Source organism: Selenomonas sp. oral taxon 478 (genome assembly GCF_001189555.1).
GTDB lineage: Bacteria > Bacillota > Negativicutes > Selenomonadales > Selenomonadaceae > Centipeda > Centipeda felix.
On the sequence record NZ_CP012071.1, the window covers coordinates 453,004 to 473,601 of the forward strand.

The 20,598-nt window shown below is 60.2% G+C and carries 26 protein-coding genes; all 26 read right to left on the bottom strand.

From position 1 onward, the window contains the following. Positions 1-14 precede the first annotated feature (14 nt). On the bottom strand, positions 15-1,334 hold the full coding sequence (locus ADJ74_RS02215) for a hypothetical protein (RefSeq protein WP_050341580.1): 1,320 nt from the start codon (positions 1,332-1,334) through the stop codon (positions 15-17). Further along, a complete protein-coding gene (locus ADJ74_RS02220) occupies positions 1,334-3,277 on the bottom strand; it encodes an outer membrane protein assembly factor (protein WP_050341582.1) in 1,944 nt (647 codons plus the stop codon). The genes ADJ74_RS02215 and ADJ74_RS02220 overlap by 1 nt, the downstream gene beginning before the upstream one ends. A gap of 68 nt (positions 3,278-3,345) precedes the next feature. Continuing rightward, the gene (locus tag ADJ74_RS02225) at positions 3,346-3,900 is read right to left on the bottom strand and encodes a hypothetical protein (protein WP_050341584.1); all 555 of its coding nucleotides are present in this window, start codon (positions 3,898-3,900) and stop codon (positions 3,346-3,348) included. A 73-nt stretch (positions 3,901-3,973) separates the two neighbouring features. After that, positions 3,974-4,600: a sigma-70 family RNA polymerase sigma factor gene (locus ADJ74_RS02230; protein WP_050341586.1), complete on the bottom strand. Its 627-nt coding sequence runs from the start codon at positions 4,598-4,600 to the stop codon at positions 3,974-3,976. Positions 4,601-4,764: 164 nt separating this feature from the next. Next, on the bottom strand, positions 4,765-9,099 hold the full coding sequence (locus ADJ74_RS02235; RefSeq protein WP_050341588.1) for a translocation/assembly module TamB domain-containing protein: 4,335 nt from the start codon (positions 9,097-9,099) through the stop codon (positions 4,765-4,767). Positions 9,100-9,138: 39 nt separating this feature from the next. Further along, complete coding sequence (locus ADJ74_RS02240; protein ID WP_050344171.1) at positions 9,139-10,665, bottom strand: TolC family protein; 1,527 nt, start codon at positions 10,663-10,665, stop codon at positions 9,139-9,141. A 345-nt stretch (positions 10,666-11,010) separates the two neighbouring features. After that, positions 11,011-11,343 (bottom strand): 50S ribosomal protein L17, encoded by a 333-nt coding sequence (rplQ, locus tag ADJ74_RS02245; protein ID WP_009753893.1) that lies wholly within the window; start codon positions 11,341-11,343, stop codon positions 11,011-11,013. Between the two features lie 19 nt (positions 11,344-11,362). Further along, entirely contained in the window at positions 11,363-12,322 is a 960-nt protein-coding gene (locus ADJ74_RS02250) for a DNA-directed RNA polymerase subunit alpha (RefSeq protein ID WP_050341591.1), read from the bottom strand. A gap of 50 nt (positions 12,323-12,372) precedes the next feature. After that, positions 12,373-12,966, bottom strand: coding sequence for a 30S ribosomal protein S4 (gene rpsD, locus ADJ74_RS02255; RefSeq protein WP_009753891.1), 594 nt, complete (start codon positions 12,964-12,966; stop codon positions 12,373-12,375). A 20-nt stretch (positions 12,967-12,986) separates the two neighbouring features. Further along, the gene (gene rpsK, locus ADJ74_RS02260) at positions 12,987-13,379 is read right to left on the bottom strand and encodes a 30S ribosomal protein S11 (RefSeq protein WP_006307536.1); all 393 of its coding nucleotides are present in this window, start codon (positions 13,377-13,379) and stop codon (positions 12,987-12,989) included. A gap of 15 nt (positions 13,380-13,394) precedes the next feature. Then, positions 13,395-13,763: a 30S ribosomal protein S13 gene (rpsM, locus tag ADJ74_RS02265; RefSeq protein WP_050341598.1), complete on the bottom strand. Its 369-nt coding sequence runs from the start codon at positions 13,761-13,763 to the stop codon at positions 13,395-13,397. 15 nt (positions 13,764-13,778) lie between these two features. Beyond that, complete coding sequence (gene rpmJ / locus ADJ74_RS02270; RefSeq protein WP_006307538.1) at positions 13,779-13,892, bottom strand: 50S ribosomal protein L36; 114 nt, start codon at positions 13,890-13,892, stop codon at positions 13,779-13,781. 156 nt (positions 13,893-14,048) lie between these two features. Continuing rightward, positions 14,049-14,267, bottom strand: a complete 219-nt coding sequence (infA, locus tag ADJ74_RS02275) for a translation initiation factor IF-1 (protein WP_006307539.1) — start codon at positions 14,265-14,267, stop codon at positions 14,049-14,051. Positions 14,268-14,285: 18 nt separating this feature from the next. After that, the gene (locus tag ADJ74_RS02280) at positions 14,286-14,933 is read right to left on the bottom strand and encodes an adenylate kinase (RefSeq protein WP_050341602.1); all 648 of its coding nucleotides are present in this window, start codon (positions 14,931-14,933) and stop codon (positions 14,286-14,288) included. Between the two features lie 18 nt (positions 14,934-14,951). After that, positions 14,952-16,208: a preprotein translocase subunit SecY gene (secY, locus tag ADJ74_RS02285; protein ID WP_009753888.1), complete on the bottom strand. Its 1,257-nt coding sequence runs from the start codon at positions 16,206-16,208 to the stop codon at positions 14,952-14,954. 1 nt (position 16,209) lies between these two features. Further along, entirely contained in the window at positions 16,210-16,653 is a 444-nt protein-coding gene (rplO, locus tag ADJ74_RS02290) for a 50S ribosomal protein L15 (protein WP_009753887.1), read from the bottom strand. Between the two features lie 19 nt (positions 16,654-16,672). After that, positions 16,673-16,858, bottom strand: coding sequence for a 50S ribosomal protein L30 (gene rpmD / locus ADJ74_RS02295; RefSeq protein WP_006692907.1), 186 nt, complete (start codon positions 16,856-16,858; stop codon positions 16,673-16,675). Between the two features lie 15 nt (positions 16,859-16,873). Then, positions 16,874-17,380: a 30S ribosomal protein S5 gene (gene rpsE / locus ADJ74_RS02300; RefSeq protein ID WP_009753886.1), complete on the bottom strand. Its 507-nt coding sequence runs from the start codon at positions 17,378-17,380 to the stop codon at positions 16,874-16,876. Between the two features lie 12 nt (positions 17,381-17,392). Next, entirely contained in the window at positions 17,393-17,752 is a 360-nt protein-coding gene (gene rplR / locus ADJ74_RS02305; protein ID WP_009753885.1) for a 50S ribosomal protein L18, read from the bottom strand. A 21-nt stretch (positions 17,753-17,773) separates the two neighbouring features. Continuing rightward, positions 17,774-18,325, bottom strand: coding sequence for a 50S ribosomal protein L6 (gene rplF / locus ADJ74_RS02310; RefSeq protein ID WP_009753884.1), 552 nt, complete (start codon positions 18,323-18,325; stop codon positions 17,774-17,776). Between the two features lie 22 nt (positions 18,326-18,347). Beyond that, complete coding sequence (gene rpsH, locus ADJ74_RS02315) at positions 18,348-18,746, bottom strand: 30S ribosomal protein S8 (RefSeq protein WP_009753883.1); 399 nt, start codon at positions 18,744-18,746, stop codon at positions 18,348-18,350. Between the two features lie 26 nt (positions 18,747-18,772). Continuing rightward, positions 18,773-18,958 carry a type Z 30S ribosomal protein S14 gene (locus ADJ74_RS02320; protein WP_009753882.1) on the bottom strand — a complete coding sequence of 62 codons (186 nt, stop codon included), beginning with the start codon at positions 18,956-18,958 and terminating at the stop codon, positions 18,773-18,775. Positions 18,959-18,977: 19 nt separating this feature from the next. Beyond that, the gene (rplE, locus tag ADJ74_RS02325; RefSeq protein WP_006691167.1) at positions 18,978-19,517 is read right to left on the bottom strand and encodes a 50S ribosomal protein L5; all 540 of its coding nucleotides are present in this window, start codon (positions 19,515-19,517) and stop codon (positions 18,978-18,980) included. A gap of 27 nt (positions 19,518-19,544) precedes the next feature. Further along, positions 19,545-19,871 carry a 50S ribosomal protein L24 gene (rplX, locus tag ADJ74_RS02330; RefSeq protein WP_009753881.1) on the bottom strand — a complete coding sequence of 109 codons (327 nt, stop codon included), beginning with the start codon at positions 19,869-19,871 and terminating at the stop codon, positions 19,545-19,547. Between the two features lie 15 nt (positions 19,872-19,886). Next, entirely contained in the window at positions 19,887-20,255 is a 369-nt protein-coding gene (rplN, locus tag ADJ74_RS02335; protein ID WP_009753880.1) for a 50S ribosomal protein L14, read from the bottom strand. A 15-nt stretch (positions 20,256-20,270) separates the two neighbouring features. Next, complete coding sequence (gene rpsQ, locus ADJ74_RS02340) at positions 20,271-20,528, bottom strand: 30S ribosomal protein S17 (RefSeq protein WP_006691170.1); 258 nt, start codon at positions 20,526-20,528, stop codon at positions 20,271-20,273. Positions 20,529-20,598: the final 70 nt, after the last annotated feature.

Sequence of the window (20,598 nt, forward strand, 5' to 3'; positions counted from 1 at the left end):
CCTTACGATAATTTCTAAAAATTCCCGATCAAACGCAGCCACCGATCGTCCCGATCGATGAGCCCTGCGATGCTGAGGAAGTCGTGCAGCTTGTAGCGCAGCTCCCACTCGCCCGTACCCTCATCGGTCCAATGCTCATAGCGGAGCAGCCAGCGCGGGTGAAAAGCGTAGCTGCCCGCCACCGAGAACCGGCCGTCCGTCACATCCCAGCGCAGTTCCCCCGTGAGGCGCGACAGCAGCGTGCGGGCATAGCCGACACGCCACGAAAAGCGCACATCCTCGGGAGCGGCATCCATCTCCGCATAGAGTTCATCGCGCGGACTGAGCATCCGCCCTGCGTGCAGCCGCGCACGGAGATCGCGGCGCTCCCCATGGGTGTCCTTGGCACTGCGCCCGACATCGAGCCAGCCCATGAGTCGCAGGCGGTAGCGCGTCGTATCGCTGCGGCTCATGACCGCCATCCGCTCGCCCGGCGTGATCGTCACATGCGACGTGAGATGCAGACTGCGTAGGGCAGGCATGGCGTCAAGCTGCGTGCCGAGACGTTCCTCAAGCGCCGCACGGTGACGCGCGACGAACGGGACGGGCACGCCGACGAGGCGATTCACCTCCGTCTCCATTGCCGTACGCTGTGAAAGCAATGCAGCATTGGGAACGGTATCCGAGTGCATCGAGAGATCGACCGTCCGCACAACCGGCAGTCGTGGATAGACCGTCAGCCGTACCGTCGCCGTCGGCGCCACATCGACATCGTAGTCCGCGCGGAACTCGGGCAGATGCTCCTCCATGTAGGCGGCAAGCTGACGCTTCAGTGCCCCCGATGCCCAGTCCGTTGCCGCGACGGGCAGGCCGACGAGTGCATCGGAAAACACCCGCTCCGCCCCCGCGAGGTCCGTGCGCACGAGTGCCTCAATCGCGGGCGGCATGCCCTCCACCTCGGACACAACGGCAACGCTCCGAATCGTATCCGCCCACGGAGCAAGGTGAATCTCCACCGTCGTCCGCACCGCCGGCGTCACCGTCACGCCCGTCACTGCGTAGCCGACGAGCAGACGGTCAAACACCGCTCCAATGATCTCCGCTTCCTCCCCGGCCGCGATGTCCGTCGTACGCCGTCCCTCCATGCGCTCCGCCGCAATCGCAGCGACCGTACGCTCCATGCGCGCGCGCACAATGGGCGGGATCGGCTGATCTCCTACGACAATAGCCGCAGTTTCCTCCACGCGGGAGGTCTCTGCGGCATAAACAGGAGAAACGATTGCGCATGTGGCAAGAATGCCAAGCAGCACGAGCGACAGACGCACAGCGCACAACAGGGGGATGCCCTGCCGCATCAGAATGTGCCGCCGACGCGGAAGTGGACGCGCCCGCCCTGTGACCCACGGCCGTAGTCCAGACGCAGCGGACCAATCGGCGTGTTGAGACCGAGCCCGACACCGACGCTGCCGTGCAGATTCTCCGGCGCAAAGCCGCTGTCCCACGCTCCGCCGTAGTCCGTGAAGAGCGCACCCGTCACCTTGGAGACGATTGGGAAGCGGTACTCAAGCGAGAGCAGCGCCATGCGGTTGCCACGGAACTGATCCTCGCGGTAGCCGCGGATCGTATCCTGTCCGCCGAGGCGGAACTGGTTGTACTCGGAGATCGACCCGTTGCCGAACCCGTACTGCCCGCGTGCCACGAGCACCTGTGCGTGTCCGACCTTGAAGTACTGGGCATCGCTGATCGTGTATTTCTGGAAATTGAAGTCTCCGCCAAAGCCTGCAAACTCCGCCGAGAGCGACGCGCGCGCACCCGTCGTCGGCTCGTACACATTGTCGCGCGTATCCGTCACGTGCTCGAGCGTAATGCTGCGCGTCGTGCCGAAATTCTTGCCGATCCACGGTGCGTTGAGGCTGCGGTCGCCTGCTAGTCCGTTCTCCGTGTGACGGACATACTTATCCTTGCGGTTCTTCAGCGTGATGAAATTCGTCGAGTACTCGCTCATCGGACGGCTCAGGGTGAGCTCGCCGCCCGAGTATTTGCGCATGAACGACTCCACATGGTCGCCGTTGGAGTTGTAGTCGTCGTATTCGTAGGTGCGGTTGTAGAGACGCACCGTCCCCGCCGTTTCCTTCTTATCGAGCCACGGGCGGCGATACATAAACGTATAGCCGCGCGCATCCGTATCGTCACCGCTCATCTCATAACTGAGACTGATGGTGTCGCCCATCCCGCGGAAATTCGTGTCGCTGATGCTCACCATGCCGACCATGCCGTCGGAGCTCGAGTAGCCCGCGCCGATGCCGAACGAGCCCGTGCGCTTCTCCTTGACATCGATCTCCATAATGACTGCATTCGGCTCCACGCCCGGATTCATCTTGACATTGACATCCTCAAAGAAGCCGAGGTTGTAGACGCGCTGCATACTGCGGCGCGCCTGATTGGCGTTGAACGGTTCGCCGGGCTTCTGGCGCATCTCGCGGAGGATGACGCGCTCCTTGGTCTTCTTGTTGCCCTTGACCTTATAGCCCTCCAGCGTCCCCTCGCTGATGCGGATCGTGAGCGTCCCATCCTGCGCGATGTTGAGATCTGTGATCTTGGCGAGGATGTAGCCGTCCGCGCGGTACTTCTCCTGAATCGCCTGCACATTCTCCTGCAGGGTACGCCCATTGAGCAGCTGCCCCTTCTGCACGGTCACGAGATCCATGAGATCCTTTGTCTTTTCGACCGTGTTGCCCTCGATGTGCACTTCCTTCAGCACCGGATTTTCCAGCACGTGATAGGTCAGTACAACGCCCTCGGGCACCTCTTCAAAGACGGGGTAGAGATCGTAAAAATACCCCGTCGCGTAGATCGCGTCGCGATCCTTGACGAGCACATCCTCCGCCAGAGCATCTCCGACGTGCATGGCAATCGCCTCACGCGCCGCCTTCTCCGTCGCCTCAGAGGCTCCCACAACGTTGATCTCGACGACCGTCTTGCCCACCTCTGTCGCAAGCCCCTGCGCCACAGCATCCTCACTGGGGCGCGTGCTCGCCCACGCAGACGCACGTGCGTCTGCCGATGCCGGCGGCGTCTTGTCCGTCAGGGCAGGCCCCTGCTGCACTGGAGCTTCTTCCGGCGCGGCGCTCGGCGTATTGCTCAGGACGGGGGCCTTCGTCCCCGCCATCTCCGCAGCGGTCGCCGCACTCTCATGATCCATCGCATCTGCGGCATGACCCTGCGGCAGAGCGGATGCGGATACACCGATACCAAGTGTGACGGCAAGGGCAAGTCTGCGGTACTTTTTGCTGTTCAAAGGCGAAACCTCCTAGACCATATGCAAGCGATATACGCTTCATTCACCGTACATCATGGATGCACGAACTACTCTCTCAAAATTTTGCCGCCGATCTGCATCAAATGCTGCATATCCGCGCTCGGCAGGCGCGACGCAGGCACATGCGCATGCGCAGCGGGCGGTGCTGTACTCTCGTGGACGGCGGGTACTGCGGCAGGCGTTTCGTGCGCCACCACAGCAGGAGTCTCCGCCCCTTCCGTCACATGCGGCGGAAGGGGCGCAGCGGCAACCGTGGCCTGTGGAGTGGGCGCAGGAGCTTCCTCCACGGGGGACTGTACTGCCGGTATTTCTGCCCGCTCCTCGATTTCTGCGACAGGCACGGCAGTAGGTTCTTGCACCTGTATGCGCCACAGCCCCCACAGCGCGAGGGCAACGAGAGCAAGTGCCGGCAGGAGGACACGCGTCCGACGGCGCAGGCGCGCACGGCGCGTCGATGTCGTACACGCCAGCTCAGCGCGGGCAAGCATGAGCTTTAGATCGCCCGACACATCGTCTGCCCCCGCGAGAGCATCCTCTGCCCCCGCAAGCCAGTCGCGTGCCGCCCGTATGGACCGCTTGCGCTCCTCGCGTTCGCTCTCCATCGTGCTCTCCCCCCCCCAACGATTATACTACACAGAAGCGATAGGATTCAATAAGTATAAAATAAATTGCGAATCACCAATGCTGCATGAAGCGCGAGAGCATCCCACGAATCCGACGAATGCCGTTCTTCTGCAGGCGATAGACGTGCGCCGGCGTCACACCGAGCGCATCCGCCATCGCGCCCGCACCTGCGCCGCCGATGGTCACGCCCTCGAGCACGAGGCGTTCGCGCGCGGGGAGACGCTCCATCGCGTCGCCCACGACGCCGACGAGCGCGTGGTGTTCGGCAAGCTCCGCCACGGACGGCTGCTCATCCATCAGGAGTTCCTTCGCCGTCTCATGGCTCTCCGTCTCCGCCTCAAGGCAGGGCAGATCGACATTCCCTTCACGCCGCAAAAAGTCACGGACGCGCCCGCGCACGCGATGCACGGCATAGAGACTGAACGCCGCCCCATAGTCCGGGTCATAGCGTTCCACCGCCTCGATCAGCCCGATCGTCCCCTCCTGCACCGCATCCATCGCCGCCGGCAGGGCACGATACGGATATACCTCGCGAAAGACCAGCGGCTGATAGGCCTCGATGATGCGGCGGCGTGCCGCCATGTCGCCGTTCTCCTTATACGCACGCCAGAGCGCACGCTCCTCCTCCGGCGCGAGTTTTTGCACGGCGGAGAGTTTTTTCATATAGGCGGAAAACATGGGCACACCTCCTTTACTAAAAAATACACAAAATAATCGATAGAACGCGCAGCAGGCGCCCCTTCCACCGCTTCGCGGTCCCCCTCCCCCGTACCGACGGGGGAGGCATGGGATAACGACGCACCAGCTTCCTCCCCCTACTGACGGGAAAGATAGGGACATGGTCAGAACCGAATCCGCGCCTCCATGCCGATGATCTGCTCCGAGCCCTCACGGTCATACGAGATGCCGAACGCATCGCTCAGATCGTACTGGATGCCATAGCGGCTCTTGTTCGCCGCCGCACCGAGCCCCTGTACATAGCGCACGAACACGCGGTCGCCGATGTACTTGCCGATTTCGAGATTGTACTCATTCCGCCGCTCTGCGTCGGGGACATCCTCCTTCGATTCAAACAGGCTGCCGCTGCCGCTCGACAGACGAAACACATCGAGATGCAGCATATTCTTCATCGAGTTTTCCACCTCGGAGAGCACGCTCATCTGCAGCCCGATCGCGAGCGCATCCGCCGCACTGAATTTCCCCTCCCCGTTCTGAGACGCACCGCGCAGAGTCAGCATGCGGAGGATCTCCTCCTCCGACATCTCGGGCGACGACCCGAGGCGAAAATCCATGTGGTCGAGCGGGCCGTGCGCGCTCAGATAGATGCGCATATTGATCAGACGCGTCTCGGCATAGAAGTCAATCGTGGGCAGGAAAGACTCCATCTGGTTGAACGTCGCCGTCCCCTCGTGGATCTTGAACACCGTCCGCAGGTAGCTGACCGTGTCGCCGCGTCGCACGCCGATCATGCCCGTCGTCTTTGGGTGACGCGTTGTTCCGCCGAAGTGAATCTGCCCCGACGGATGCATGTCGTAGAGATTCGGGCTGAAGAAATGCACATGCCGCCCGACAGATACCCCCACATCAAGAATGATGTGCGGAAGTTCACTGTCCGTATCGGGAATCGTTGGGATCGAGATGAGCGCGCGGTCGATATCGACCGTGCCCGATACCTTCGGCAGCGTCTCGCCCCAGTAGGTATCCTCCGTCAGCTTCAGCGCGCCCGTCAGGGGGCCGTCGTAGAACGACGTCTTGACTGAGAGCGCGTTCATCACGAGCATGAACTCATAGTTCGCAGGTCTTAGCCCACTCAGCCCCGTATGCCCCGTCAGGAGATAGCTGCCCGTGCCCATGCGCCCCGTGCACTCGCGTATGGCGATCGAATCGCCGAGCGCATCGACCTGCACCTCGATCTCCGTAATCGGTGTCTCAATCGCCTTGAGCTTCACCGCGCCGTCCCTGATACGCAGTGAGCCGTTGATGCGCGGTGCGGCAAGCGAGCCGCGGATGGTCAGCTCACCCTCGGTACGGCCGAGTGCCCACTCGATCTCCCGTGAGAACACGGGGAGCAGGGAGAGATCGGCGTGGTCGAGGGACAGCGTGAGATCGATCTGTTCAGCGGCACTGAGCATCTCATCCGCATCCGCCGTGAGCGCGTGCAGAGGGAGCGTCCCATGCACACTTACCGTATAGTCCACGCCGCCAATGTACTTATGCACCGTCAGCTGATTGACGCGGACAACGCTCCCGCGCACCTGAATCTCGCCTGCCAGCGCATCGAACGTCCCGCCGCGCACGCCCCCGTTTTTTGCCGAGAGCGACACATCGGCGACGGGACTTTGCGCCGTCCCGCCGACGTGCGCCGTGACAGACGCCGTGCCCGACACGGGTTCATCAATACCCGCCAGCCCCGTAAAGATCCCGAGGGCAATATCGTTCGCCGTGGCATCAACATCCATCATGCCGTTAAAATCCACCGTCCCCAATGCGGAGAACGAGCCGTCCCCCTGCTTTCCCGTGAGACGGTCAATCGTCAACACATGGTTGGAGAGGGAGACATCCAGCGACGCATCGGTGACAGGATAGCCTGCGACCGTACCTGCGGCGATCTCCCCCGTTACGCCGAGGGACGGATTATCCCGCGTCCCGCCGACCCAGATATGGCTCGTGATTGACCCGCCGACGCGATCCTCCTTCTGATTGCCCAGCGCGAGGAGTGCCCCGACATCGAAATTCTCCACATCCATGGTGCCGCGCAGCACATCCGAGTGCGTGTCGTAGTGCAGGCGCGCCGACACCTTCCCTTTCTCCCCTTGATGGAAGCCCGTGCGATCGAGCGTGACGATGCCGTTCTCGTAGTAGACGAGACTGTGTACCTTCGTCAGCGTCACGCCGTTCATCGTCACCTCATCCGCCTTCAGATCGCCGCGGAAGATGGGATACGAAATCGTCCCGCCGACCTGTCCGTGGAACACACCGTGCCCTGCGACAGGATAGGGGAATTTATGCGCAAACCGTTTGAAGTTCAGATCGCGCACCTCAGCGTCGAGATTGAGCACTCCCTGCGTAGTGATTGTGCCGTTCAGCACCATGTCCACCATCGGGGAGTAGATGTGAAAGACCTGCAGGCGAATGACGCCGTCATCGAGGAAGTAGTCGCCGTCCATGCCCGAGAGCAATGCACCCGCGTAGCTGCCGTGATAGAAATGCACGTAGCCGACGGCGTGGGGATTGTCGAGCGTCCCCGTGAATTTGATGATGTTGTCGATGTTGCCCGTGATCGGCTGGTCGGGCGCGACGAGCGCCGCGACATCCTCCATGCGCGCCCCCATCGTGTCGATCTGCACATTGATGCGTTGTTCTCCGGTAAAACCGATCGTGCCATTGACGAGCCAGACCTCGCGCCCATTCCGCTCCATCGAAAAATCATGGATGCCGATGCCCGAGAGCGAGCCCTCCGCGCGGAAGATCAGGCTGTCAAAGGGCTGATACATCAGCTGTCCGCGCGTCGCCGACACCTTCATCTCCACGTGTGGATCCACGATATCGCCGTGCACCTCGCCGCTGATGTCCGCGAGTCCTGCAAAGCTCAGCCGATCATCGAGGCGGTTTAGCAGGGAGAGATCGACATGTCCGCCGTAAAAGCGGAGATCGAGCGCCGACCCGCCGCGGATCGTCCCCTCGACGCCAAGATCCGTTCCATGGGGAAGGTTTAGGCTGAGAAAATCAATCGTCAAATCCTGACCGCGCAGGGAAAAGGATGCATTCGCGCGCTCAATCGGCACGGCGCGGTACATCCCATCCAGCACCTCTGCGCTGCCGTAAACGGCAAGCCCCGTACGCTCCGTTCCCTGTCCCTCGATGCCGAGATCGGCAGAGAGTATGCCGCTGAGATCCGCAGGGAGCGGCAGCTGTGCGTCCGTCCGCAGGCGGTCAAGGGGAAGGCCCTCGATTTTCAGATGTGCCGCATAGGAGAGATCTGCCGCCGAAAGCGTGCCCTCACCCGCGATATTCCCGCCGAACGCCTCCGCTGCAAGATTTTGGAACGAGAGTATTCCGTCCGCGTATGCGACATCGGCATCGGCGCGGGTGACATCGATATCGCTGACCGTCCCGCCCTCTGCCGACACGTGCCCATCGACCGTCGGAGCATCCATCGTCCCCGTCACGCGGACATCGGCAGAGACAGTTCCCGTATAGGGGCTCTCGGCATAGACCGCCGCGGGGGCAAAGCGCTCCGCACGCACGCGCAGATCGAGATAGGGCGCATCCGTATCGAGGTGCACCGTACCGTCGACGCGCGCCGTCTGCTCCGCCGCCGTCGCCGTTGCCGCCACGAAGATAGCGCGCTCGTCAAAGCGCAGAGCCGCACTTGTCAGCGTCGTCTGCGTGCCGTAGAGATCGGCATCCGCCCGACCCCCCTCGATCCGCCCCTCCATCGTGCGCGCCCCGTCCACGAGACGCAGCCCCGCGCGCACGCGGTCAGCGTGCAGTGCACGGATCTGCACGCGCTCGGGCAGTGTCCCCTCGGGCAGGAGGGAGAGGAGCGGCGTCAGATCTGCATCATCTGCCGTGAGCTGCACATCCTGCACATCGCTCGTTTTCTCTCCGCGTACGCGCAGGGGGATCCCCATGAACTGTGCCGAGGCATCATAGGAGAATGCACCGCGGTCGATGTCCACCGCACCGCTCAGATCGGTCAGTTCATAGCTGCGCCCTGCCACAGTGGCATCCGCCGTACCGTCTGCGATGCGGATGCGCCCGACAAAGGCACTCGGCTCCGCATCGTCCGAGACGAGATCGGCATAGTTCCACGAGCCGTCCTCCCGCTGCACGAGATGCGCATGCACCCCCGTCAGCATGATCTCATCCACCGAGGTCGCCGGGGATAAAAGCAGAGAAAACAGACGAAGCGTCACCCGCGCCCTGTCGGCGCGGAGGACTTCCTCCGTCTGCTTATCGTAAATCACAATATCATCAATGGCGAGTTCATGCAGAGAACGTATCTCCACCGCGCCGATCTGCACATCCGTCCCAAGCTGCTGCGACGCGATGCGCCCCGCCGCCCGTCCGACCTCTGCCATAAAGGCCTCTGCCCGCACAATATGGACAGCGACCGCCGCGCAGAGGAGCACTGCCGCCAGCGCAATCGCGCAGACCCATGTCCTCTGTCTCATAGAACTCCCCTAAACGGACATCCGCAGATGTCCGCCGTCTCATTTTGCCATCGTCATCTCGTAGGCTGCATTGGCCGCACGGACGCGCTCGATGGAGGCAGCTGCCTCCTCCGCCGTCGGTGCCGGCTCCGCGGGACGTACCTGCGCCCCCTTCGGGGTCTCGAGCACGGCATCCTCATGGAGCACGGCTGCCTCACGGGCGGCACGGGCGCGCTTGCCATGATCGATCACACGACGATACTGCATTGCATCGAGATCGACAGGCACGCCCATGGCATTGTCGAGCGCCGCCTTGCTCATATTGTAGTTGTAGAGTGCCGTCGCGTAATTCGTGCGCGCCGTCGTCAGATTGTCCGAGGCACGCATGACCTCAAGGTTCGTCCCGACGCCCGCATTGTAGCGCACGCGGGCGATGTTGTAGTCCTCCTCCGCCTGCTTGACCGCCTTTTCTGTCGTGTCGATATTCTGTTCGGCGGCGCGCAGATTGAGGTACGCCGTATGCACATCGAGGCGGATGCGCTCATTCGTTGCCGCCAGAGCTTCCTCGGCTTTGCGCAGTTTTGCCTTCGCCTCGCGGATCTGCGCCGTCGTCGCCTCGTTGTCAAAGATGCGCCACGTCGCACTCAGGCCGAGGGTCCACATATCCTTGTCCCGCATGCTGTTCTTAAAGGCGTGCTCGCCCGCAATCGAGCGCGTCGCAGCTGCATTCAGCGTCGGAAGGTTCGCCGCCGACGCCTGCTCAACCGCCGCCTCTGCCTGCTTGACCGTATAGTGTGCCGCCGCCGCATCCGCACGGTAGACGAGGCCGTAGTCCGTGCAGTCCGACAAAGCGAGATCATACACCGTATAGCGCATCTCGTCGCTCGTCTCCAGCGTCGTATCCGTCGGCAGGCCGATCACGTTGTTCAGCGTTGCGACGGCGACGGCATAGTCGTTCTTCGCCGAGGTCAACGCCTGCTGCGCATTCGCGAGCTCCACCTCGGAGGCGAGCACGTCCGCACGTGCCACCGTGCCCGCGCGGAACTGCGCATTCACATCATCGAGATGCTTCGCGAGCGTCGCTACCGTCTCCTCGCGCACCTGTACCATATTGCGCGCCTGCAGAATGTTGAAATAATCCGTCGTTGCCGTCAGGCGAATGGTCTGCTTCGTCTGCTCCAGCGTAAGATCCGCCGCGTTCAGCCCGTAGCGTGCCTCCTTGCGCTGGGCATTGATCGTCGGATCAAAAAGTGCCATCGAAAGAGTCGCCTTATTTTCGTATGTATCCTTGTAGGGAGTGGGGTTGAGCTCCTTCACCTTGCCGCCGACGCGAGATCCCGTCCAGTCCCACGTAAGCAGGGGCCCTGCACTGCGGTTTGCCGCATGCAGCTGCTCATGCGCAGCGTCCACATCCGCGAGCGACTGCTTGATCGTGCGGTTGTTCGCGAGCGCCATCTGCACGCTATCCGCAAGGCTGAGCTTTACCGTCTCCGCCGACACGGGCGCAGCAAATAGTCCAATCGCCGCACTGAGTGCGAGAGCACACGCAATACGCCCTGCCAGATTTCCCTTTGTCTTCAAGGCCATTTCCTCCTCATCCGCTCCATGGAAATACGTCAGTGCAGCGGACTGCATGGCAGTCTGCGCACACAAAACTGTAGGTAGGTCCTATTATTTTACCAGCTTCCCAATCTTTTTTCAAATAAATTTATCGTTAACTCCCAGAGCATACAAAAAGACCGCCCGCAGGCGGTCTTTTTTATGATGGAATCGCTGATAAAATGAGGTCTGCCAGATTGGCGTAGATTTTTTCGTCCGAACGAGGTGGAAAACCGGACGCAGAGTGGTGCTCTGTGGAGGATTTTCCGCCGAAGTGCGGGCAAAAAAGATGCGTCAAGATGGTTGTACCGAATTTATCAGTGCTTCCTTAAATTAGACGAGCTCGATGATGGCCATCGGAGCGGCATCGCCGCGACGGGGACCGAGCTTCAAGATGCGGGTGTAACCGCTCTTCTTGTCCGTGTACTTCTCTGCGATTTCGCCGAAGAGCTTGCGCACGACATCCTCTTCCGCCAGAGCCGCAAGAGCCTGACGACGCGCACTGAGATCGCCGCGCTTCGCGAGCGTGATGAGGCCGTCGGCGAGGGAGCGCAGCTCCTTTGCCTTTGCCTCGGTCGTCTCAATGCGTCCATGCTTGAAGAAGGATGTGAGGATGCTCCTGAAGAGAGCCTTGCGGGCCGCGGAATTGCGTCCGAGCTTTCTCATGTGTTTCCCACTCCTATCGTTATTCGTTGTCCTGTCTCAAGGAGAGTCCAAGCTCCTCAAGTTTTTTCTTCACTTCATCCAGAGATTTGCGTCCCAGGTTGCGCACCTTCATCATATCGTCCTCGGTCTTCTGCGCGAGATCGGCAACCGTATTGATGCCGGCGCGCTTGAGGCAGTTGAAGGAACGAACGGAAAGATCCAGATCATCGATGGTCATCTCGAGCACCTTCGCGCTGTCGTCGACCTCCTCGGGCGGGAAGTTCGGAACTTCCTCCTCCTCCTCGACCACGCTGCCGTCCATGTTCTGGAACAGACGCAGGTGCATGACGAGGATCGCCGCCGCCTTGCTCACCGCTTCCTCCGGACGGATGGAGCCATTCGTCCATACGTCGAGGATGAGACGGTCATAGTCCGTGACGTTGCCGACACGCGTGTCCTCTACCGTGTAGTTGACACGCTGCACAGGTGAGAAGATGGAGTCGATGGGGATGACGCCGATGACGTCATCCGGTTTCTTGTTCCGATCCGCCGGAACGTAGCCGCGGCCGCGCTCAACGGTCATCTCGATCTTGAGTTTCCCCGTCTCCCCCATCGTTGCAATATGCAGTTCGGGGTTGAGGATCTCAATGTCGCTGCCGCACTCGATGTCGGCGGCGGTGACTTCGCGTGCGCCGGCCGCCTCGATGCGGATCGTGCGCGGCTCGCTGTCCTGCATGCGGATGCAGAGCTGCTTGAGTGCCAGCACGATGCTCGTCACATCATCCCGTACACCGGGAATGGTGGAGAACTCGTGCAGAACGCCGTCGATTTGGATGGAGGTGACCGCCGCTCCGTCCAAGGACGAGAGCAGCATCCGCCGCAGACTGTTGCCGAACGTCGTGCCGTAGCCTGGCTCGAGCGGCTCGCAGATGAAGCGGCCGTAACGTCCGTCCTCGCTGATCTCTGCGATCTCGATTTTCGGTTTCTCGATATCTGTCATCTATGTGCCTCCTCCATAATAAACGCGTAATGCAGACACATTCACATTCATTATTTGGAGTAAAGCTCGACGATGGCCTGTTCGTTGACCGGAACGTCAATCTCCTCACGATGGGGGAAACGTGTCACCGTGCCCGTCAGGTTTGCCTGATCGGCAGTGAGCCATGCGGGTGCGGAGAGTGCATTGCTGCTCTCCTTAAGCTCCTTGAAGAACGCGCCGGAGCGGCTCTTTTCGGCGACCTCGATCACATCGCCCTCATGGACGAGTGCGGAGGGGATGTCGACGCGCTTGCCGTTCACCGTGAAGTGTCCGTGGCGGACGAGCTGACGTGCCTGACGGCGCGTGTTAGCGAGGCCGAGGCGGAACACGACGTTGTCCATGCGGCGCTCGAGGAGGCAGAGGAGGTTTTCACCGGTGACGCCGGACATCTTCTTTGCCTTCTCATAGTAGCCGCGGAACTGACGCTCGAGAACTCCGTAGATGAACTTCGCCTTCTGCTTTTCCTTGAGCTGAAGTCCGTACTCAGAGACCTTGCGGTTCGTGCGGCGGAGCTGACGCGTCGACTGGCGCGAACGACCGAGGGTCGCCGGCTCGAGGCCGAGGGCACGGCAGCGCTTTAAGACTGGTACTCTATCAATTGCCATGTTGTTTCATCCACCTCCTGTTAGACGCGGCGACGCTTCGGCGGACGGCATCCATTGTGCGGGATGGGCGTCACGTCTTTGATCATGTTGACTTCGAGGCCCGTTGCCTGCAGCGAGCGAATGGCAGCCTCACGGCCGGCACCCGGTCCCTTGACATAGACCTCAACGGACTTGAGTCCGTGCTCCATTGCGGCCTTTGCCGCCGTCTCTGCTGCCATCTGTGCAGCGAACGGCGTGCTCTTGCGCGAGCCGCGGAAGCCGAGACCGCCCGCACTCGCCCACGAGAGCGCATTGCCGCTCTTGTCGGTGAGCGTGACGATCGTATTGTTGAACGTCGAGCTGATGTGTGCAACGCCCGACTCTATGTTCTTGCGAACTTTTTTCTTGGAACGTGTTGTTTTCTTAACAGCCACCTCTACGAGCCTCCTTTACTTTTTCTTGCCTGCGACGGCCTTCTTCGGGCCCTTGCGCGTGCGCGCATTGTTCTTCGTGTTCTGTCCGCGGACAGGCAGGCCGAGACGGTGGCGGCGGCCACGGTAGCAGCCGATATCAACGAGACGCTTGATGTTCATCTGAATTTCGCGGCGAAGGTCGCCCTCCACCACGGCGTTCTTGTCGATGGCATCACGAAGTCTGACGACTTCATCCTCCGTGAGGTCGCGCGTACGCGTATCGGGGTTCACGTCCGCAGCTGCGAGCAGCTTCTTCGAGGTCGTGAGACCAATGCCGAAGATGTACGTCAGCGCAATTTCAATTCTCTTGTCACGGGGCAAATCTACACCGGCAATACGTGCCATAAGTGCACCTCCTTTTTATCCTTGTCTTTGTTTATGCTTGGGGTTCTCGCAAATGACCATAACGCGGCCCTTGCGCTTGATGATCTTGCATTTTTCACAGATTTTCTTGACAGACGGTCTTACCTTCACTGCGCTTGCCTCCTTCCGTCTCCCTGCGCACGGGGCAGCGGAGCTGTGCCGCATACCCGAAAACGTCGATCTTATCTATTCTAGCATAAAAACCTCGTTTTGACCAGTTTTTCCTGCTAATCAGCCGAACGCCCTATAATCGGTGCTTTCCTCGTATTACTTAAAGCGATAGGTAATGCGTCCACGGGTCAGATCGTACGGGGTGAGTTCGATGGTCACCTTGTCGCCCGGAAGGATACGGATGAAGTTCATGCGTATTTTTCCGGAAACATGAGCGAGGACGACGTGTCCGTTCTCAAGCTCGACCTGGAACATCGCATTGGGAAGCTTCTCAACAACTCTTCCCTCTACCTCGATGACATCCTGCTTTGACATTCTTCCCTTTCGCTCCTTTTACGCCTCAAGGACGGCGGCAAGATCCGCCTCCACCTTTGCGATGTCCTGTCGGCCGTCGATCTCCTTGTAGACGCCCGCTTTCTTATAGTAGTCGATCAGCGGACGCGTCGAGGACTCATAGACGGAAAGACGGCTCTTCATTGTCTCCTCGCTGTCATCAGCACGCTGGTAGGTCTCACCACCGCAGTCGTCGCAGACCCCCTCCACCTTCGTCGGGTTGAACTTCACGTGGTAGGAATGTCCGCAGCTCTTGCAGATGCGGCGTCCGACAGCGCGCTCGATGAGATCGGCGGCGGGGACGCTAATGTTGAGAACGGCGGTGAGTGCCATCCCGTTGTCATTCAGGATCTCTGCGAGGGCATCCGCCTGCTCGACGGTGCGCGGGAATCCATCGAGGATGAATCCCTTCTCCTTGCAGTCCGGCTTACTGAGCCGCTCACGCACGATGCCGATGGTGACGGAATCGGGAACGAGCTTCCCTGCGTCCATGTAGGACTTCGCCTCTTTGCCGAGGGGGGTCCCCTCTTTCACGGCTTCACGAAACATATCGCCCGTGGAGATGTGAAGAACATTGTAGCGTTTTACAAGGTTTACCGCCTGCGTGCCCTTGCCGGCACCCGGGGGACCCATCAAAATGATCTGCATAGGGATCTCCTTCGTACGTTATTTCATAAAGCCTTCGTAGTGGCGCATGACCACCATCGACTCGATCTGCTTCATCGTCTGGAGGGCAACGCCCACGACGATGAGAAGTGCCGTGCCGCCGAAGTACACGCCCTGGATGTGCGTCGCCTCTGCGATGAGGTTCGGCAGAACCGCGATGAACGCGAGGAAGAACGCACCCGCGAGGGTGATGCGCGTCAGCACATAGTCGAGATAGTCCGCCGTCGCCTGACCGGGACGAAGCCCGGGGACGAAGCCGCCGTATTTTTTGAGGTTGTCCGCCATATCCTGGATCTTCACCGTCACCGATGTGTAGAAGTAGGTGAAGAAGATGATCATGAGGACATAGAGCGTCGTCTGGAGGGGTTTTCCCCACTCCAGATAGGACGCCGCCGTCTTGACCCACGGAATATCGACGAACTGTGCCACCGTGATCGGGAACATGAGCACCGACGAGGCAAAGATGATCGGGATAACGCCCGCCTGATTGACCTTGAACGGAATATGGCTCGAATGTCCCGTCGCCGTGCGGCCGCCGACGACACGCTTCGCATACGTGATTGGGATGCGGCGGAAGCCGGTCTCGATGTGAATGACGAAAACGATCATCGCCAATGCAATCACGCCAAATGCAAACACACTGAAGTAGCTGATTGTGCCTGCCTTGACGTAGGCGAGGATCGTGCCGATGTTCTTCGGCAGCGCTGCGACGATACCGGCGAAGATGATGAGCGAGATGCCGTTGCCGACACCGTTCGCTGTGATCTGCTCTCCGAGCCACATGAGGAACACCGTCCCCGCCGTCAGTGTGATGGCGATGATGAGGATGTTCACGGGGTTCGGGTTGAGAATCGCGGTCTTGAGGCCGATCGACATGCCGATCGCCTGGAAGAACGCGAGCACCACCGTCAGGTAGCGCGTGACCTTCGTCGTTTTCTTATGCCCCTCCGCGCCTTCCTTCGACCACTGCTCAAGCGTCGGTACAACGACGTTGAGCAGCTGGATGATGATGGCTGCGTTGATGTAGGGCGTAATGCTCATTGCAAAGACGGAAAATTTGCTGAACGCACCGCCCGAAAAGAGATCGAGCAGGCCGAACAGCGTTCCCTGCGAGAAGAGCTGCTCAATCGCCGTGGGGTCAACGCCCGGCACGGGGATGTGCGTTCCCATGCGGAACACGGCGAACATAATGAGCGTGAAGATGATCTTCTGCCGCAGCTCGGGAATCTGAAAGATGTTGCCAAGGGCACTGAGCACCTTAGACCACCTCTACTTTGCCGCCTGCTGCTGCGATTTTCTCCGCGGCACTCTGGGTAAAGCCCTGTGCGCGCACGGTGAGGTTCTTCGCCGTGAGCTCGCCGTCGCCGAGAATGCGGACGCCGTCACGAACGTTCTTCAGGATGCCCGCCTCGATGAGCGCAACGGGATCAACCGTCGTGCCGTCCTCAAAGCAGTTCAGGCTGCCGACGTTGACCTCGGCGAACGTCTTTGCCCAGACGTTCTTGAAGCCGCGCTTCGGCAGACGACGGTAGAGAGGCATCTGGCCGCCCTCAAAACCGGTGCGGACACCGCCGCCCGAGCGGGACTTCTGCCCCTTCATGCCGCGGCAGGAGGTCTTGCCCATGCCGGAGCCGATACCGCGGCCGACGCGCTTACGCACGGCACGCGAGCCCTCCGCAGGCTGTAATTCATGCAGTTTCATAGATTCTTGCCTCCCCTCTTCAATCTGCGATCTCTTCCACCGTGATGAGGTGGGAGACTTTGTGAAGCTGTCCACGCACGGCAGGCGTGTCGGGAAGCTCGGTCACGGAGTTGCGCTTGCGCAGTCCGAGTGATTTTACCGTTTTGCGCTGCGTCTCAGGACGACCGATCAAGCTGCGCGTCAGGGTAACTCTGACTTTTGCCATGTTCGTTCCTCCTTATCAGCCAAAAATCTCATGAACGGACTTGCCGCGAAGTGCTGCGACCTCTGCGGGGCTCTTGAGTCCCATGAGGCCTTCCATCGTGGCACGCACCATGTTGTTCGGGTTCGACGAGCCGAGCGACTTCGTGAGGATGTCGCGCACGCCTGCGAGCTCCAGAACGGCACGCGCCGGGCCGCCGGCGATAACGCCGGTACCTTTTGCGGCAGGCTTCAGGAGGACGCGGCCGGCACCGAAGATGCCCGTGATCTCATGCGGAACCGTACGCTCTTCGCGCAGCGGCACCTCGATGAGGCTCTTCTTGGCATCCTCAATACCCTTGCGGATCGCCTCGGGTACCTCGGCAGCCTTGCCGAGTCCGACGCCAACCTTGCCCTTCTTGTTGCCAACGACAACAAGTGCGCTGAAGGAGGAGCGTCGGCCGCCCTTGACAACCTTCGATACGCGGTTGATGAATACGACACGCTCCTCGAACTCCGGCGTCTCGTTTTCGTTATGTCTAGCCATGCTTTCCCTCCTTTAGAATTTCAGTCCGGCTTCGCGTGCCGCCTCTGCGAGAGCAGCGACGCGGCCATGGTAGATGTAGCCGCCGCGGTCAAAGACGACCTCGGTGATGCCCTTTTCAAGAGCCTTCTTCGCAACAGCTGCGCCGATGGCCTTTGCGGCCTCGACGTTGCCGCCGTACTGCGAGAAGCCCTTGTCCTTTGAGCTCGCGGAGACGAGCGTCACGCCCTTTTCATCGTCGATGATCTGTGCGTAGATGTTCTTTAGGCTGCGGAATACATTGAGACGCGGACGTGCCGCCGTTCCTGCAATGTGATTGCGCACGCGCAGATGGCGCTTCTGGCGCGCCTGATTCTTATCCTGCTTGATAAGCACAGTGTGTCACCCCTCTCCTTCTTATTTCTTGCCCTTCGCGCCGGCTTTGCCTTCCTTGCGGCGGATGTGCTCTCCGGCGTACTTGATGCCCTTGCCCTTGTACGGCTCCGGCTCGCGATGCGCGCGGATCTCAGCAGCGACCTGACCGACGGCTTCCTTGCTGATGCCGGAGACCGTGATGACCGTCGCCGAGGGGCACTCGAACGTGATGCCCTCGGGCGGCTCAACGACAACGGGGTGCGAGAAGCCAAGCGAGAGGTTGAGGTTCTTGCCCTGTTTTGCCGCACGATAGCCAACACCGCTAATCTCAAGGGTCTTGGTGAAGCCTTCCGAGACGCCGACCACCATGTTGTGAATCAGTGCACGGGAAAGGCCGTGGAGCGACCTGTGCGTTTTATCGTCCGACGGACGTGCGACCGTAACGACGCCGTCCTCGACGGTTATTTTCATATCCGGATGGATCACCCGCGAAAGCTCGCCCTTCGGGCCCTTGACCTTCACGAGATTCTCCGCACCGACCGTGACGGTAACACCGGACGGAATGTGAATCGGTGCTCTTCCAATTCGTGACATTGTTACACCTCCTGCCTGTGCGTTACCATACGAATGCGAGAACTTCGCCGCCGAGACCTGCCTTGCGGGCATCCTTGTCGCTCATGATCCCCTTAGACGTGGAGATCACGGAGATGCCGAGACCGCCGTAGACGCGCGGGAGCGCATCGTGCTTGGCGTACTGACGAAGTCCGGGCTTGGAGACGCGCTTCAGGCCGGAAATGACATGCTCACGCTTTGCTCCATACTTCAGCGTGACGGTGAGGACGCCCTGCTTGCCGTCCTCCTGGAAGGTGTAATTCTCGATGAAGCCTTCCTTTTTCAAGACCTCGGCGATTGCCGTCTTGACCTTTGAGCCCGGGATCGCGACGCTCTCGTGGTAGACCGAGTTCGCGTTGCGGATGCGGGTCAGCATATCTGCAATAGGATCAGTCATTGCCATGAATCGATATCCTCCTTATATACGTATTACCAACTTGCCTTCGTTACACCAGGGATGGCGCCCTTGTAACTCTGCTCACGGAAGCAGATACGGCACATATCAAACTTGCGGATGTAGCCATGCGGACGTCCGCAGATCTTGCAGCGGTTGTACTTACGCGTCGAGAACTTCGGCTCTTTGCTCCACTTCTCGATCATTGACTTCTTTGCCACAGTTGTTCCTCCTTGCCCGTCATGCGCGGAACGGCATACCCATGAGACGCAGGAGCTCTTTGGCCTCTTCGTCCGTATGCGCGCTCGTGACGATGACGATGTTCATGCCGCGGATCTTGTCGATCTTGTCGTAGTCAATCTCGGGGAAAATGAGCTGCTCGCGCAGACCCACGGCATAGTTGCCGCGCCCGTCGAATGCCTTCTCACTGACGCCGCGGAAATCGCGGACGCGCGGAAGTGCGACGTTCATGAATTTATCGAGGAACTGATACATGCGCGTGCCGCGCAGCGTGACCTTGCAGCCGATCGGCATGCCCTCACGGAGCTTCCATGCAGCGAGCGACTTCTTCGCGCGCGTGAGCTGGGGCTTCTGGCCGGCAATCGCGGTGAGATCCGTCACAGCGGCATCGAGTGCCTTCGGGTTGCCGACGGCTTCGCCGACGCCCATGTTGATGATGATCTTCTCCACCTTCGGGAGCTGCATGACGTTCTTGTAGCCGAACTTCTCCGTCAGCGCGGGAGCAACTTCCTTCTGATACTTCTCTTTGAGTCTATCCACTTTGCGTATTCCTCCTTTCCTCGAAAATTACTGCTCGATGGGCTCGCCGCACTTCTTGCAGGCGCGCACCTTGCGCTCGCCGATGATGCGGTGTGCGACGCGCGTCGCCTTGCCGCATGCGGGGCAAACGAGCTGCACCTTGCTCGCAAAGAGCGGTGCTTCCTTCGTGATGATACCGCCCTGCGGTGCGCTCTGGCTCGGCTTCGTGTGGCGCTTTACCTTGTTGACGCCCTCCACGATGACCTTGCCCTTCTTCGGCTGAGCGACGAGGACCTTGCCCTGCTTGCCCTTATCCTTACCGGAAAGAACGACGACCGTATCGCCCTTCTTGACGTTCAGTTTTGCCAGCGACAAAATAACACCTCCTCCTTAAAGAACTTCAGGCGCAAGCGAGACGATCTTCATGAAATCCTTCTCGCGCAGCTCACGTGCGACCGGTCCAAAGATACGCGTTCCGCGCGGCGTGTGGTCGTCCTTGATGATGACGGCCGCATTCTCGTCGAAGCGGATGTAGGAACCGTCGGGACGGCGGATCCCCTTGACGCTGCGGACGACGACCGCCTTGACGACATCGCCCTTCTTCACCGTGCCGCCCGGCGCTGCCGCCTTGACGGAGGCGACGATAACATCGCCGATGTTGGCATACTTACGGTATGAGCCGCCCAGTACGCGAATGCAGAGGATTTCCTTCGCTCCTGTGTTATCGCCGACATTCAGGATTGTTTCCTGCTGTATCATTGATCTGTTTCCTCCTTACTTCGCGCGCTCGACGATTTCGACCACGCGCCAGCGCTTCGTCTTCGAGAGCGGACGCGTCTCCATGATCGACACGCGATCACCGATGTGTGCATCGTTCTTCTCGTCATGCGCGTGGAACTTCACCGTCTTCTTGACCGGCTTCTTATACATCTTGTGCTGCTCGAGCTCCTCGACAGCGACGACAACCGTCTTGTCCATCTTGTCGGACACGACCTTGCCGACTCGTACCTTGCGTACATTTCTATCGCTCATCTCTATGAGCCTCCTTCCCATGCATATCATACCGACTTCTTCATCTTTTCCGCCCTCTCCGCGTCAACAA

Coding starts and splice junctions, on each gene's coding strand:
- ADJ74_RS02235 (WP_050341588.1), bottom strand. CDS start 9,099: ATGAGACAGAGGACATGGGTCTGCGCGATTGCGCTGGCGGCAGTGCTC.
- rpsH (WP_009753883.1), bottom strand. CDS start 18,746: ATGGCAATGACTGATCCTATTGCAGATATGCTGACCCGCATCCGCAAC.
- rpsQ (WP_006691170.1), bottom strand. CDS start 20,528: ATGAGCGATAGAAATGTACGCAAGGTACGAGTCGGCAAGGTCGTGTCC.
- rpmD (WP_006692907.1), bottom strand. CDS start 16,858: ATGGCAAAAGTCAGAGTTACCCTGACGCGCAGCTTGATCGGTCGTCCT.
- rplO (WP_009753887.1), bottom strand. CDS start 16,653: ATGAAACTGCATGAATTACAGCCTGCGGAGGGCTCGCGTGCCGTGCGT.
- infA (WP_006307539.1), bottom strand. CDS start 14,267: ATGTCAAAGCAGGATGTCATCGAGGTAGAGGGAAGAGTTGTTGAGAAG.
- rplN (WP_009753880.1), bottom strand. CDS start 20,255: ATGATACAGCAGGAAACAATCCTGAATGTCGGCGATAACACAGGAGCG.
- rpsD (WP_009753891.1), bottom strand. CDS start 12,966: ATGGCAATTGATAGAGTACCAGTCTTAAAGCGCTGCCGTGCCCTCGGC.
- rpsE (WP_009753886.1), bottom strand. CDS start 17,380: ATGGCTAGACATAACGAAAACGAGACGCCGGAGTTCGAGGAGCGTGTC.
- rplQ (WP_009753893.1), bottom strand. CDS start 11,343: ATGAGAAAGCTCGGACGCAATTCCGCGGCCCGCAAGGCTCTCTTCAGG.
- ADJ74_RS02215 (WP_050341580.1), bottom strand. CDS start 1,334: ATGCGGCAGGGCATCCCCCTGTTGTGCGCTGTGCGTCTGTCGCTCGTG.
- ADJ74_RS02230 (WP_050341586.1), bottom strand. CDS start 4,600: ATGTTTTCCGCCTATATGAAAAAACTCTCCGCCGTGCAAAAACTCGCG.
- ADJ74_RS02280 (WP_050341602.1), bottom strand. CDS start 14,933: ATGCAGATCATTTTGATGGGTCCCCCGGGTGCCGGCAAGGGCACGCAG.
- ADJ74_RS02240 (WP_050344171.1), bottom strand. CDS start 10,665: ATGGCCTTGAAGACAAAGGGAAATCTGGCAGGGCGTATTGCGTGTGCT.
- rpsM (WP_050341598.1), bottom strand. CDS start 13,763: ATGGCACGTATTGCCGGTGTAGATTTGCCCCGTGACAAGAGAATTGAA.
- ADJ74_RS02225 (WP_050341584.1), bottom strand. CDS start 3,900: ATGGAGAGCGAACGCGAGGAGCGCAAGCGGTCCATACGGGCGGCACGC.
- rplF (WP_009753884.1), bottom strand. CDS start 18,325: ATGTCACGAATTGGAAGAGCACCGATTCACATTCCGTCCGGTGTTACC.
- ADJ74_RS02250 (WP_050341591.1), bottom strand. CDS start 12,322: ATGACAGATATCGAGAAACCGAAAATCGAGATCGCAGAGATCAGCGAG.